General features: G+C 69.2%; 13 protein-coding genes and 2 pseudogenes. 5 read left to right on the forward strand and 10 right to left on the reverse strand.

Annotated elements, in window-relative coordinates:
- The first annotated feature begins 1 nt into the window (after nt 1).
- From sufU to LEL84_RS02475, 3 genes are all read left to right on the forward strand, one after another.
- Nucleotides 2-469, forward strand: coding sequence for a Fe-S cluster assembly sulfur transfer protein SufU (gene sufU / locus LEL84_RS02465; RefSeq protein ID WP_226513247.1), 468 nt, complete (start codon nt 2-4; stop codon nt 467-469).
- A complete protein-coding gene (locus LEL84_RS02470; protein WP_226513248.1) occupies nt 466-870 on the forward strand; it encodes a metal-sulfur cluster assembly factor in 405 nt (134 codons plus the stop codon). Before sufU ends, LEL84_RS02470 begins: the two co-directional genes overlap by 4 nt.
- Before the next feature lie 98 nt (nt 871-968).
- The gene (locus LEL84_RS02475; RefSeq protein WP_058250383.1) at nt 969-1361 is read left to right on the forward strand and encodes a DUF1992 domain-containing protein; all 393 of its coding nucleotides are present in this window, start codon (nt 969-971) and stop codon (nt 1359-1361) included.
- Here the strand turns inward: LEL84_RS02475 and LEL84_RS02480 are convergent, their stop codons facing one another.
- Both LEL84_RS02480 and LEL84_RS02485 read right to left on the reverse strand, forming a co-directional pair.
- On the reverse strand, nt 1362-2489 hold the full coding sequence (locus LEL84_RS02480) for a lycopene cyclase family protein (RefSeq protein WP_226513249.1): 1128 nt from the start codon (nt 2487-2489) through the stop codon (nt 1362-1364). It abuts the gene before it with no gap.
- A gap of 58 nt (nt 2490-2547) precedes the next feature.
- Complete coding sequence (locus LEL84_RS02485) at nt 2548-3360, reverse strand: SDR family oxidoreductase (RefSeq protein ID WP_065632167.1); 813 nt, start codon at nt 3358-3360, stop codon at nt 2548-2550.
- A gap of 100 nt (nt 3361-3460) precedes the next feature.
- On the opposite strand from LEL84_RS02485, the gene LEL84_RS02490 reads away from it, so the two are divergent.
- Complete coding sequence (locus LEL84_RS02490) at nt 3461-5089, forward strand: ABC-F family ATP-binding cassette domain-containing protein (protein ID WP_137808826.1); 1629 nt, start codon at nt 3461-3463, stop codon at nt 5087-5089.
- Here the strand turns inward: LEL84_RS02490 and LEL84_RS02495 are convergent.
- The 7 genes and pseudogenes from LEL84_RS02495 to LEL84_RS02520 all read right to left on the reverse strand — a co-directional run bounded on the left by LEL84_RS02495 (nt 5073) and on the right by LEL84_RS02520 (nt 12592).
- Nucleotides 5073-6134: a pyridoxal phosphate-dependent aminotransferase gene (locus LEL84_RS02495; protein WP_226513250.1), complete on the reverse strand. Its 1062-nt coding sequence runs from the start codon at nt 6132-6134 to the stop codon at nt 5073-5075. The two genes, LEL84_RS02490 and LEL84_RS02495, sit on opposite strands and share 17 nt — an antisense overlap.
- On the reverse strand, nt 6131-7159 hold the full coding sequence (locus tag LEL84_RS02500; RefSeq protein WP_137808827.1) for a 3-oxoacyl-ACP synthase III family protein: 1029 nt from the start codon (nt 7157-7159) through the stop codon (nt 6131-6133). The genes LEL84_RS02495 and LEL84_RS02500 overlap by 4 nt, the downstream gene beginning before the upstream one ends.
- Nucleotides 7159-7821, reverse strand: a pseudogene (locus LEL84_RS02505) (SRPBCC family protein); the annotation flags it as partial. The gene LEL84_RS02500 and the pseudogene LEL84_RS02505, both read right to left, overlap by 1 nt.
- Nucleotides 7818-9137, reverse strand: coding sequence for a thiamine pyrophosphate-dependent enzyme (locus LEL84_RS02510; protein WP_319005254.1), 1320 nt, complete (start codon nt 9135-9137; stop codon nt 7818-7820). The pseudogene LEL84_RS02505 and the gene LEL84_RS02510, both read right to left, overlap by 4 nt.
- Before the next feature lie 65 nt (nt 9138-9202).
- Nucleotides 9203-9370: pseudogene (locus LEL84_RS24790) on the reverse strand (hypothetical protein); the annotation flags it as partial.
- Nucleotides 9371-9485: 115 nt separating this feature from the next.
- Nucleotides 9486-11030: an AMP-binding protein gene (locus LEL84_RS02515; RefSeq protein ID WP_165630106.1), complete on the reverse strand. Its 1545-nt coding sequence runs from the start codon at nt 11028-11030 to the stop codon at nt 9486-9488.
- A 113-nt stretch (nt 11031-11143) separates the two neighbouring features.
- A complete protein-coding gene (locus LEL84_RS02520) occupies nt 11144-12592 on the reverse strand; it encodes a GMC oxidoreductase (protein ID WP_413466965.1) in 1449 nt (482 codons plus the stop codon).
- Nucleotides 12593-12658: 66 nt separating this feature from the next.
- Between LEL84_RS02520 and LEL84_RS02525 the strand changes: the two genes are divergently transcribed.
- Entirely contained in the window at nt 12659-13447 is a 789-nt protein-coding gene (locus tag LEL84_RS02525; RefSeq protein ID WP_223258976.1) for a hypothetical protein, read from the forward strand.
- 2 nt (nt 13448-13449) lie between these two features.
- On the opposite strand, the gene LEL84_RS02530 is transcribed toward LEL84_RS02525, so the two are convergent.
- Nucleotides 13450-14016, reverse strand: a complete 567-nt coding sequence (locus tag LEL84_RS02530; protein WP_058250388.1) for a TetR/AcrR family transcriptional regulator — start codon at nt 14014-14016, stop codon at nt 13450-13452.
- Between the last annotated feature and the right edge of the window lie 15 nt (nt 14017-14031).

Raw genomic sequence — 14031 nt, forward strand, 5'->3', positions numbered from 1 at the left:
CATGCGGATGGAACAGATGTACCAGGAAGTGATCCTGGACCACTACAAACACCCGCACGGGCGCGGACTCCGTGAACCGTTCGGTGCCGAGGTTCACCACGTCAACCCGACCTGTGGTGACGAGGTCACCCTGCGCGTGGCGGTCTCCGACGACGGTTCGAGCATCGACGACGTGTCCTACGACGGGCAGGGATGCTCGATCTCGCAGGCGTCGACGTCGGTGTTGCACGACCTCATCGTCGGCCGGCCGGTCGGGGAAGCACTGGCCACCGTCGAGTCGTTCAACGCGATGATGACCTCCCGCGGCAAGGACGCCGGTGACGAGGACGTCATCGGCGACGGGATCGCCTTCGCCGGGGTGAGCAAATACCCGGCACGCGTCAAATGCGCGCTCCTGGGCTGGATGGCCTTCAAGGACGCACTCGCGCAGACGATGGACAGCCACGAGACACGATCGGAGACAGCATGAGTGACGACACAGCCACCACGGACACACCGACCACCACCCCGACCGACACCGGCGTGACGGGGACACCCGCCGCGCCCGCGACGTCGCTGCCGGCCATCGAGGACGTCGAGGAGGCGATGCGCGACGTGGTCGACCCCGAACTGGGGATCAACGTCGTCGACCTCGGCTTGGTCTACGGCATCGAGGTGACCGACGACGCGGTCGCGAAGATCGACATGACACTCACCTCGGCGGCCTGTCCGCTGACCGACGTGATCGAGGACCAGTCGCGCGGTGCGCTGGTCTCCAGCGGTCTGTGCACCGACATGGAGATCAACTGGGTCTGGCTGCCGCCGTGGGGCCCCGACAAGATCACCGACGACGGTCGCGAGCAGCTCCGCGCCCTCGGCTTCACCGTCTGACCGACGGTCGGACACACCACTGCGCCGGCCCCGGTCATGATCGACGACCGGGTCCAGCGCTTGTTCGTGTAGAGCCCTTCCGTGCGGGAGTTGATCGCATGAGGCGTTTCGAGTCGCGGGTGGAGCGGATGATCCGAGAGGCCACCGAACGCGGCGAATTCGACAACCTGCCGGGTGCGGGGAAGCCGTTGGATCTGACCGACAGCGATGATCCCGACTGGTGGGTCAAGCGCAAGATCCGCGAGGAGAACCTCGACTCGTCGGCGTTGCTCCCCGCGCCGCTGCTGTTGCGCCGGGAGGCGCAGGATTTCCCGGAGTCGCTGCGCCACATCGCCGACGAGGACGCGGTCCGCGACATCCTCGTCGACTTCAATCGCCGTGTGCGCGAGGCACATCTCGCCGCCCGCCAGATGGCGCTGCCGCACAGCGTCGTCGCGCACACCGTCGACGTCGACGACATGATCCGGCGGTGGCGGGTGCTGCGGCGCTGATCAGCCGGCGTCGCCGGCCCACGCCGGGGTGGACATGGCACCGCGCGCCACCACGACGCGTGTACGCATGTCGACTGCGGCGATGACCCTGGTCATCGCGCTCATCGTGCCGGTGAGATCGTCCCGTCTGCTCAGGTAACTGCGTTGTGCGGCAAGGGGCATCGTGAAGAACGCCTCGAAGAAGGCGACCGTCTGCGACGGACTGAGCCCCAGCAGAGCGCTGAGCCCACGGAGACGCAGGTTGTGTACCGCACGGGTGGACGGCGGCCACAGATCCGCGGCGGGTTCTCGACCCGCGGCGAGAGCGGCCACCACGGCGTCGGTGCACATCAACGATGTCGCGACGCTGTAGCCGGTCGTCGGGTTCTTGAAACCGCCCGCGGCGCCGAACCGGAAAACGGGATCGCGCCAGGGGTGTGGTGACGAGCCGGTCAGCGGGAAGTCGACGTGCTCGACCCGCCGGATCCCCGACGGCATCCCACCGAGCCGCGCGGCCAGGCGGCGTTCGAGTTCGTCGAGACCGAGGGCGGGATGCCCGGCGAGACAGGTCTCCTCGAGGAGGTACTCGCCCCCGCCGAGCGGCACGACATACAGAAAGGACGGCAGCGCCCGGCGGTCTGTCGCGCCACCCCGCCAGTCCATGAGCAGTGCCTCGTGCCCGTCCAGCACGGGTGCGGCCACCTCTGCGTCGACGACGATCCCGTACGCGGTCTGTCGAGGTGCGTCGTGGGGGAGCGCACCGCGACAGTCGACCACGGCATCGCCGGTCAGGACCGAACCGTCATCGAGATGCACACGCGCGCCGTCGATCTCGACCACCCGGGCGGAACGGGTCGGAACCCCGTCGAGGGTCAGTGACCGTTGCAGGCCGGGGGTGTCGAAGACGGTGTAGCCGCGGGCCACCTCCTCGAGTTCGCGGCCCGCGATCCCGATGCGCGCGGTCCGGGCGGCGACGGCGGACGGGTCGACCCACTCGGGCAACTCGTCGGACCAGCATGCGAACGTGGACCGCCAGAACCGGTCGGGGGACGGATCGACCAGGGTGACCGGTACGCCGGCACGGGCCAGGCGGTGGACGAGGGCGCGGCCGGCCGGCCCGGCCCCCGCGACGATGACTCCGGAACTCACATCCTGTCCTTCGGCGCGGGCGGCGATCCGGACGGTGACGTGTCGTCGGGCAGGGACGTCACGAACCGCCGGTGGCGAGCATGCCACCGTCGACGGCCAGGGTCTCGCCGGTGATCCACGCCGACTCGTCGCTCGCGAGGAAGGCGACCGCCCGGGCGACGTCCTCGGGTTCCCCGATTCGCTTCATCGGGTACGAGTTCGCCGCGCGGGCCTCGTTGTCCCCCTCGGTGAACACGGATGCGAACTTGGTCCGGACGATCGAGGGGGCGATCGCGTTGACCCGGATGTTCGGTCCGAGTTCCCAGGCGAGTTCGGCGGTGAGACGGATCAGCGCCGCCTTCGACGTGCCGTACGCCGCGATCACGCCCGTCGACCGCAGGCCCGCGACCGAGGAGATGTTGACGACCGACCCGCCGGTGTCCTTCATGCCCGCCCGGTAGGCCTCCTGGACGAACCCGAGCGCGGCGACGACGTTGGTGTCGAACGTCTTGCGGTACGCGGCGAGGTCGGCCCCCATCAGTGGGCCGGCCAGCGGCGCGATCCCGGTGTTGTTGACCAGGATGTGGATGCCGCCGCCCTGTGCGACGGCCGCGGCCACGGCGGCCGCCCGGTCGTCGGCGTCGCCGGTGTTGCCCGCACACGCCGAGACCGTCGCTCCGGGCACCGCCGTCCGGATCCGGCCGGCCGCCTCCTCGAGTGGCTCGGCCTTCCGGCTCGTGATGACGACCGAGGCGCCGCGACGGGCCAGTTCCGTCGCGATCGCCTCACCGATGCCGCGACTGGCACCGGTGACGAGCGCGGACCGGCCGGTCAGGTCGGAGGACTGCGGGAAGTTCTGCGGAATCGTTGTGGAGTGCGTCACGTCCCACACCGTATCGGTCCACCGTGACGGGGGTGGTCGACTCGGCCGCACGGCGCCGGGGTCCGCACGTGGAAAAAGCAGTGGCGCGGCACCGGTAGAATCGACCGTCGTGATCACCGCGACCGACCTGGAGGTACGAGCGGGCGCTCGGACCCTGTTGGCGGCGCCCGGCGACGCCTTACGCATCCAGCCCGGCGACCGGATCGGCCTCGTGGGCCGCAACGGTGCCGGCAAGACCACCACGCTGCGCATCCTGGCCGGCGAGACCGAACCCTACGCGGGATCGATCCGCCGGTCCGGTGAACTCGGTTACCTCCCGCAGGACCCCAAAGAGGGCGACCTCGACGTCCTGGCCAAGGACCGGGTGCTCTCCGCGCGCGGTCTCGACGAGATCCTGCGCGACATGGAGAAGCAGCAGGCGCAGATGGCCGAGGCCGCCGACGACAAGCTGCGGGACAAGGCCGTGGCGCGGTACGGACGCCTCGAAGAGCGCTTCGCCGCCCTCGGCGGATACGTCGCCGAATCCGAGGCCGCGCGGATCTGCAACAGCCTGGGTCTGCCCGATCGGGTTCTCGAGCAGCCGCTGCGGACACTCTCCGGCGGTCAGCGCCGACGGATCGAGCTCGCACGCATCCTGTTCGCGGCGTCCGACGGCTCGGGGAAATCCGACACCACCCTTCTGCTCGACGAACCGACCAACCACCTCGACGCCGACTCGATCGCGTGGCTCCGCAGCTTCCTGCAGAACCACGATGGGGGTCTCGTCGTGATCAGTCACGACGTCGACCTACTGGCCGACGTGGTGAACCGGGTGTGGTTCCTCGACGCGGTGCGCGGTGAGGCCGACATCTACAACATGAGCTGGAAGCGGTACCTCGATGCCCGGGCGACCGACGAGCAGCGCCGTCGTCGCGAACGGGCCAACGCCGAGAAGAAGGCGTCCGCCCTGCGCGCGCAGGCCGCGAAGCTCGGTGCCAAGGCGACCAAGGCGACCGCCGCGCAGAACATGCTCAAGCGCGCGGAGCGGATGATCGACGCCCTCGACGAGGAGCGGGTGGCCGACCGCACCGCGCGGATCCGGTTCCCCGAACCGGCCGCATGCGGCAAGACACCGTTGATGACGTCCGGACTCTCGAAGAGCTACGGCTCGCTGGAGATCTTCACCGGGGTGGACCTCGCGATCGACAAGGGCAGTCGCGTCGTCGTCCTCGGCCTCAACGGCGCGGGCAAGACGACGCTGCTGAGAATGCTTGCCGGAGTGGAGAAGCCGGACACAGGGTCGATCGAGCCGGGATTCGGTCTGAAGATCGGCTACTTCGCGCAGGAACACGACACCCTCGACGACCGGGCGTCGGTGTGGGAGAACATCCGGCACGCGGCACCCGACGCGGGCGAGCAGGACCTCCGAGGCCTGTTGGGCGCGTTCATGTTCAGCGGCGCCCAGCTCGATCAGCCGGCCGGCACGCTGTCCGGCGGTGAGAAGACCCGGCTCACGCTGGCCGGGCTGGTGTCCTCGGCGGCGAACGTCTTGCTCCTCGACGAGCCGACCAACAACCTCGACCCGATCTCGCGCGAACAGGTCCTCGACGCCCTGCGCAGCTACACCGGGGCCGTCGTCCTGGTCACGCACGATCCGGGCGCCGCCGCCGCGCTCGATCCGCAGCGTGTGATCCTGTTGCCCGACGGCACCGAGGACCACTGGAGCGAGGAGTATCAGGAGCTCATCGAGCTCGCCTGATCGCCTCGATGACCCGATTGGTCCCGGCGCGGTCGGGCACCGTCAGCCGGTGACCGTGTTCGGCGAACTCCCGGCCGACGACCCCCGCGGCCCGCAGCCGCCGCCCGAACTCGATGCCGTCGGTGCCCGGCACGAACACGAAATTCGCCTCGCTCGGCAGCGCCGGGTGGCCCGAGTCGCGCAGCGCGTCGGCGATTCGATCGCGTTCGCGGCGCATCGCCGTGACCCGTCCGGCCAGCTCGTCGGACGCGGCAAGTGCCAGCGACGCCGCGTGTTCGGCGGCCGCGGTGATCGAGAAGGGGACCTCGTGACGGCGGGCACCGCCGATGGACGTCGCCGACCCGATCGCATAACCGACCCGCAGTCCCGCGAGACCGTGGGCTTTGGAGAGGCTTCGCACCACGATCAGGTTGGGGTACTCGTCGACCAGCGTCCGGACATCGGGTGCGTTCCGGCAGTACTCGACGTACGCCTGGTCGAGGATCACCGGGATCGCTGGGTCGACAGCCATGAGCAGATCACGGATCTCCGTGTCGGAGAGGACCAATCCGGTCGGGTTGTGCGGGCTGCAGACGATGACGGCCGCGGTGTCCGGACCCGCGGCCGCGGCGAGCGCACCGACATCGGGACGCCCGTCGTCGAGCAGCGGGGTGATGCCGATTCCGAGCCCGATCATCTCGGCGAGCAGCGCGAAACCCTCGAATGTCGGTGCGGGGGTGACGATCCGCGGTCCGGTACGACCCCTGGCCCGGGCCCGTGCAGCCGAGTCCTGCAGGATCGCGGAGAGTACGGCCGTCGCCCCGGCGCCGACGCTGATGTGCGCTGCCTCGACACCGGTGTGCTCGGCGATCGTCGCGCGCAGACCGTCGGGACGAAACGACGGGTAGCGGTGGGCCGATGCCACCGTGTCGCGCAGCGCGGACACGACCGCGGGCAACGGGGGATAGGCGGACTCGTTCCGGTCGCATCGCACGACGATGTCGGTGCGCACGCCGGCGAGGTCCGTGGCGCGCTCGGAGACCGGAGCCGGCAGCAGAACCGTCACGAACGCCCACTCCACCGGATCGCTCCGGCAGCGGCGAAGTCGCCGGCATGGGCGAACGCCGACATCATCACGATGTCACCGGGACGCACGCGCCCGTCGTCGATCGCCGCGTCCAGAGTCATCGGAATCCCGACCGCGAACAGGTTCCCGCAGTCGTCGAACGTGTCCGGGTGTCGCGACTCGGGCAGTTCGAGGGCCTCGCGCCAGTTGCGCAGGAAGATCCGGTTGGGCTGGTTCGTGACGAGAAGGTCCAGATCGGACGGGCGTACCCCGATTCGATGCGCAAGCGCCGCAGCCACTTCCGGGACCATCCGGTTCCCGCGGGCGAGTACTTTCGCGATCTTGGCCTCGGTGAAGCCGACATGGATCTGACCCGGGCCCGCCTCCCAGTACTTGCGTTCCGGCTGTGCGACGGCGGTCATGTCCGCCGAGAACTGGCCGAAGGACCGGCATTCGGTCCCCAGCACCGGGTTACCCTCGTCGCCGAGAGTCAGGATCGCCACGGCCGCGCCGTCACCGGGGATCGCGGCCTGCGCCTTCACCCGTACCTGCTCCTGGGTGAAGATCTGTCCGGCGCTGTTCTGCGCCAGCGCGATCAGGGCCTTGCGGCCTCCGTTCGCGCGCAGGAGCGCTCCGGCGATCTCGATGAGGTGGACGAAGGCCGCACAGCCGCCGTTGTGCACGTCGAGCACGGTTCGCGGGGCGAGGCCGAGGCGGTGTGCGACCTCGCCGACACACCCGCGGACCGGGACCTCCGGCAGCTGGCTGTGGGTGAGCACGACGTCCACGTCGTCGAGATATCCGTCGCCGTGGCGCTCGACGAGACGCCGTGCGGCGGCGACGATCATGTCCGCCGACGTCTCACCGTCGGCCGCGTGGTGGCGGAAGGACGGAGCCCGGAACATGACGTTGCCGGCGAGTTCGTCGTCCTCGGCGTACTGCGCGAAGAACTCCGCCGGCACCCGGGCGGCCGGGCGGTAGGTGGCGAGGTCGGCGAGCGAGACGGCGGGGGCGTCGGCGGGCATGAGCGCATCCATTCGGGGGTCAGCGGAAGTCCATGGCGATGGCGGTGTTCGGCGATGGCGGCGAGGTTGTCGAGTTCGATCTGATGTCCGGCACCGAACATGTCCCACAGGTCGCCGACCCACTCCTCCCGGCCGGCCGGAGCGGTCTCGGGTAAGGGGTTCTCGTCGTAGAACGGGTGGTGGCAGTTGTTCCACAGGACCACCGAACCCGGACGGTCGAGAACGAGTTGCGCGTCGACGACGCGCATCAGGTAGATCATCCAGAGGTGCTTTCCCTGATCCCAGGCACAGTGATAGTCGACGGTCATCGCGTCGGCGTTCGCCACGGTCCGGACGTAGATCTTGGTGTCCTCGTTCAGGCGGTCGTATCCGTCCCACAGGTCCGGCTCCCCGGTCGGCTCGAAACCTCGTGTGCTGTAGGTCCATTCCTCGAGCGAGCGCGTGTCGGCCAGCCATTCGTACAGTTCGTGCGGCGGTGCGTCGACGTAGCCCTGCACGGGGCAGAAGTCGCCGAACACCTGGTGATGGGGATACACCGAGCGGACCTTGTCGACGACGAGTGCCGTGTTGGCGGAACGGGGGTGGGTCTCCACCCGGACCACGCCGTCCAGCGTGGCCGCGGTGTCCCCGAGATCGGACAGCGCGGAGGAGTGCGTGGTCATGGGGTACCTCTCGAGATCAGTGGGGCGAACGGGGGTTCTTCGTCGGGATCCACTTCCACGACGAGGCAATTCGGTCCGGTGTGCGAGAACAGTTCGTCGCATGCCGAGCGCAGGGTGAGGAGATCGCCGGCGGTGCGCACCGGGAGGCCGGCGAACATGGCGGCCAGCCCACCCGCGATGTCGGTGTGGCGGAACCGGTTGACGCTCGGCGCGCCGGGGAAGAATCGCGCCTCCCGCGTGACACACATGCCATGTGCGTCGTTGTTGAGCACGATGAGGGTGATCGGCGCATCGTGTTCGATCCCGGTGTGGATCTCCATGCCGTGCATGAGGAACGAGCCGTCACCGGCGATGACGACGACCCGACCGTCCGGACGGATGTCCCGCGCGGCGATCGCGGACCCGATCCCCGCCGCGATGGCCCATCCCATCCCACCCATGCCCAGAGCGACGACGAACCGCGCGTCGCCGAACGGGAGATGGTGGATTGCCGCCGCGCCGGTGTTCCCGGCGTCGGCGAACACCGCACACCCCGCGGGCAGGGCGGCGCCGATGGTGACGAGCACGTCGCGCATTCCGAGGGCGTGAGCCGACGGTGCGACGGACAGGTGGTCGAGCGGGTGGACCCGGGGTGGGCGGCGTCCGGGGAGCCGGTCGGCGAGTGACCGCTGGAGCGCACCGAGGGTCTCGGTGAGACGTGCCGTCCCGATGTGCTCGACGTCGGCCGGGGTGCGCGGCGGCGCGCTGCCGAGATGCACGACCGGGATCGCTGCGAGGGCGTCGTCGAGGCCGGCGCGATCGGTCATCGACATGCGGCAGCCGATCACCAGGATCAGCTGTGATTCCCGCACGGCCCGATGGGCCGACGGGTGCCCCATCACCCCGGTGACGCCGGAGCAGGACCCGCGCCCGATGTCGCGACCGCCCGGTGAGACCACGACCCCGGCGCCGAGAAGCTCCGCGAGATCCTGTACGGCACCGTGCAATCCGAGCCGGGATGCCTCCTCGCCCGCCCAGATGCACACCGACCCGCCGTCGCGCGCCACCCCGACGAGTCGGTCGGCGAGTTCGTCGACGACCGCCGGGGGCACCGACCGGAGTTCGGTCGGTGGGCCCGTACGCGACGGTGTGGCGTACCCGGGTGAGGACTGCACGTCTTTGGGCAGGATCACCGCGGCCGGCAGACCTCGTGCGAGGGTGGCGAACGCCTCGTCGAGGACCTGATCGAGACGAGCCGGCTCGTCGACGAACCCGCAGAATCCGACGACGCCGGACACCACGGCACGCAGGTCCACGGTGTCCGGCGGGTCGAGCATGTCTTGAAAGCCACCGCGCCGGCACCGAACTCGTGTTTCGCGACGACCGGGGTGAGCAGCGGGTGCCGCACCGCCGCGTCGAAGACGTCTTCGATGTTGGCGCCGTGAACGCCGAAGACGGTCCGCACCCCGGCGTCGACGAGTCGCGCGACGAGGAGGTCGGCCACCGGCACGGCCGCCCGTCCCGGATCGTCATCGGGCACAAGCCCGCCTACCGCGTCCAAACCCTGCATTCCCCAGCTCCGAACAGCGGTGCGGCACCGGCCGATTCGCCGGTGTCCGTAACCGGACCAACTCAGTGTGAGTTAGCTTAGCGTAAGCTAACGTTCGGCGTCAGGGGGTGGGGTGTCAGGCCTCCGGCCAATACCGCTTGCGCAGATCGCCTTTCACGAGCTTCCCGGTGGGCGTGCGCGGCAGGTCGTCGACGAAGTCGACCGACCGGGGCGCCTTGTAGGCCGCGATGTTCTCGGTGGTGAACGCGATCAGCTGCTCGGCGAGCCGATCGGTGGGTTCGTGGCCGTCAGCGAGCTGCACGCAGGCCTTCGCGACCTCGCCGAGGTCGGGGTCGGGGACACCGATCACCGCGACGTCGAACACCGCCGGGTGATTGATGAGGACGTTCTCGGCCTCCTGCGGGTAGATGTTGACGCCGCCGGAGATGATCATGAACGCCTTGCGGTCGGTCAGATACAGGTAGCCCTCGTCGTCGACGTATCCGACATCCCCTGTGGTGGACCAGTTCTCGTGTTCGGGGTGCTGGGCCTTGCGGGTCTTGTCGGGGTCGTTGTGGTACTGGAACGCCACGTCCTCGCGTTCGAAGAAGACCTGGCCGACCTCACCGGTCGGGAGTTCCTTGCCGTCCTCGTCGCAGATGTGGACCACGCCGAGCAGCGGCTTGCCCACCGAGCCGGGGTGATCGAGCGCCTCCTGCGGGCCGATGAACGTTGCGCCGGCGGCCTCGGTCGATGCGTAGTACTCGTGGATGACCGGGCCCCACCACTCGATCATCGCCCGCTTCACCTCGACCGGGCAGGGCGCGGCCGCGTGGACGGCGATCTTCATGCTGCTGACGTCGTACTTCGAGCGGACGTCGGCGGGCAGCTTCAGCATCCGGATGAACATGGTGGGCACCCACTGGCTGTGGGTCACGCGATACTTCTCGATGGCGGCGAGGGCCGCTTCGGGATCGAACCGGTCCATCATGACCACGGTCCCGCCGACCGAGTTGGTCATCCCGCAATAGCGCAGCGGCGCTGCGTGATACAGCGGTGCGGGGGACAGGTAGACCGCGGAGTCGTCGTAGCCGTACATGGGCGCGAAGATCGCGGTGTAGGCGTCGGGCACCTGGTCGACCTGCCCTTCGGGCATCGGTGTCTTGATGCCCTTCGGACGGCCGGTGGTCCCGGAGGAGTAGAGCATGTCGGTGCCGCGCGGCTGGTCGGTGCGGGGCTCTGCCGACGCATTGGCCAGGACCTTGTCGTAACTCTCGAAGCCGTCGAGATCGCCACCCCACACGATGCGGCGACCCGGGCCGGCAAGGGCCTCGATCTCGCCGGCGGCCGACACGGCCTCGACGACCGAGGCGCCGGCGAACAGGACCTGCGCGTTGCAGTCGGAGAGGATGTAGTTGGTCTCCGCCGCGGTGAGGTGGTGGTTGACCGCGGTCACGTACAGACCGCTGCGCAGGGCCGCCCAGTACACCTCGAAAACGTGGAAGTCGTTGGCGGAGACCACGGCGATGTTGTCGCCGCGTCGGAGTCCGAGGGAGTCGAGGTAGTTGGCGAGCCGGGTCGAGTTCTCGTCCAGTTGTCGGTAGGTCAGTACCTCGCCGGTAGCGGCCCGAATGACGGCCGGCTTGTCGGGGGTGGATTTCGCGAAGACTCCAGGAAACAAGAGTGACGCTCCTCGTGACGAAGGGGATGGCCACCCCGAACGACCGTATCTAACGCTCGTTCGGGGTGTTGCGAGTCACAGTACCCTAGCGTCGTGTCCGATTTCGCAGTTCCTCAGTGCGTCGCGAGAAACCTGTCCATGGTTCGCTCCGCGAGCGCGGTGATGGTCAGAGCGGGATTCACCAGGCCGACTGCCCCGGGTACGAAGGAACCGTCGACGACCCACAGGTTGTCGTAGCCCCGGATTGCGCCGTCGGTGTCGGCCGCGGCACCCATGACGACGCCGCCGAGCCCGTGATAGGTACTCGCGGAACCGAATCCGAGCGCGCGAGACGACACGTGGGTTCCGTTGGCGGCGAAGCCGAAACGGCCCTCGGTGCGTTCGTGGAAACGCTTGATGAAGGCGTTGCTCCGGCGGTCGAGGTCGTTGCGGTCGGCGGGGTGGGGGTAGTTCAGCTGCGCCCGCCGGGTGCGATGGTCGTAGTCGATCGTGCCGCGTTCGTCGGTGTGGGCCTGCACGAGGTGGGTGGTCGCGGCCTTGCCGAGCGGTGCCGGCAGCGGGGTGGCCTGATAGACCATCGAGACCGGTCCGCCGGGCAGGTTGTCCTCGTAGATCCGTGCGTAGCCCGGTCCGCCCTGGACGGCGCCGAAATCTTCGCGGGGGTTCGCCCGGATGGTGAGGAAGTCGCCGTTCACGCCGAAGCCGTCACCGATGCGCGGTGACAGTCGTGGCAGGCGCCCCTGCGCGCGCGCTTCGACGAGCAGGCGGGTGGTGTGGAAGGAGCCCGCGGCCATGAAGAGATGATCGGCCTCGGTGGTCACGGTGCGTACCGTGCGGCCCTGCTCGTCGAGAACCCGTGCAGTGACGACGAATCCGGCGCGGCGCGAGCGAGGCCGGATGTCGAAGACCTCGTGCATCGGCTTGACGGTGACGTTGCCGGTCCGTTCGGCGGCGAGGAGGTAGCTGCGGTCGAGAGACTTCTTGGCGCCTCTGTTGACGCCGTAGCTCAGTTCGCCCGCGGTCACCGACGGGGTGGCCCGGCCGGCCAGTTCGTCGCGGACGATGTCCCAGTCGATGGCGAAGTCGAAGAAGTGCGGTGACGCGCCGTAGCGCTCGATCACCTTCAGCCAGGACCGGGCCCCGACGTATTTGGGGTGCGCGAGGATGTCCGCGGGCAGCGGCGAGACGCCGAGCCCGGCCTTCGCGCGCGGGAAGTAGGTCTGGGCGAGCTGCGCGTAGTCGGCGGCCGCCGGGAAGATGTGCTCGAAGTCCTGTCGGCGGGGGACGGGCGTGAAGGAGCCGAACACGAGCGACCCGCCCCCGACGCCTGCGCCGTACACGGCCTCGACGCCGTTGCCCATCACATGGTCGAAGACGCCGGGGTACGGCTCGACCGGGAGGCCGCTCGCTGCACTCGCCCCGGCGGGGCTGCCGAACCACGCGGCGCGCTTGTCCGGGTTGGTCGTCGTGGCGAAGGTGTTGCCGTCCGGCGCGGTGCGCGATCGGCGAGTCGGCCGGGGCCGCGGGACGTTAGGCTCCGGGGTGTGACGGCTGCGCTGCAGATCGAGGTGGACCGCGACAGCGTGGCGATGGGGGATGACGTCGCTTCCCACGCACACTCACTCCTTGTGGAGCCGGGTACGGCGCTGAGTGTCGTCCTCGCCGCGGCGGCGCCCGAGATCCGTTCTCGGGGCTGGTCCTGGGTGGCCGACGTCGACGGCCGGGTCGCCGCCGTCTGGTCGGCCGACCACGGTGTGCAGATGCTCGTCGGGGACGGACCGGTGACCGCGGACGACGTGCCGTGCCGGATTCATTACCGGTATTTCCTGCAGATCGACCCGGCGTGGCTGCATCGGCGCCTCGCCGAGGGGGCCGCGGCGGACCGGGGCGCCCTCGAACGCGAGTACCGCCCGATCGGTGATCGGCGACGCGAGGAGGACGAGCGTCGCCGCGAACGCGATTCGGCGACAAGGTATCTGACCGGCGAGTGCACCGCGGCGCTGCGCGGCTTCGGTGCGGAGTTCGATCTGCACAACGACCGGATGGCACGGTTCGACCTGGTCGGCTCGATGTGGCGGGTACAGCGCGCCGACACCATGACCATGACCTTCGACGGGGCGAATCAGGTCCTGTCGTCGATCCGACCCGTCGGCGTCGCCGAGTGCTGGCTGGTCGCGGCCGTCGGAATGCGTATGCGACAGGTGCAGGGACTCACGCCGGTCCCGAACGACCCCCGTTTGCCGGTGCCGGAGCTGCGGCCGATGGGATCAGGGGTGGCCGGATCGCCACGCTGGACGACGAGAGGTACGAGAGGCGATCCCGTCGTCCAGCTGACCGGCGATGAGGCGGTGCGGGCCTACCGGTTGTCGGCGAATCGTTCGATCGACGAGGTCGTGTCCCTGCTGGCCCCGGACTGAGGTCAGTCGTGTGCGCGCACGGACTCCTCGACGAGGTCGAGCACCGCGTGCAGATCGTCGGTGGGCTGGCCGGTGGCCAGCCGGGTGATCAGACCGTCGAGCACGAGGTCGAGGTAGTTGAGCAGAACGTCGGTCGGGACGTCGTCGCGCAGGCGCCCCGCCTGCCGACCCCGCTCCAGCCGACTGAGTGTCGCCTGCTCGACCTCGGCCGCGTAGGACACCCACTCCGCGCGGAAGCCGTTGTCCGTCCGTAGTTTCCGCGCGATCTCCAGGCGCGTGCCGAGCCAGTCGAAATCCTGAGGCCGCGTGAGCATGTCGCGCATGACCTGCACCAGGCCCTGCTCGGCCGCCACGTCGGCCATGCGCTCGGCATCTTCCCGCGCGAGCGCGAGGAACAGCGCCTCTTTGTCCCGGTAATGGTGGAAGATCGCACCCCGGGACAAGCCGGTGGACTCTTCGATCCGTTTGACGGTCGCGCCGTCGTATCCGTACTCCGCGAAGCAATGCCGCGCGCCGTCGAGAATCTCCCGACGACGCGCGGCAAGCCGGTCATCGCTGACCTTGGGCACGTCGAGTGCCTCCTG

The sequence above is a fragment of the Gordonia sp. WA4-43 genome, from assembly GCF_020520305.1.
Lineage (GTDB): Bacteria > Actinomycetota > Actinomycetes > Mycobacteriales > Mycobacteriaceae > Gordonia > Gordonia hongkongensis.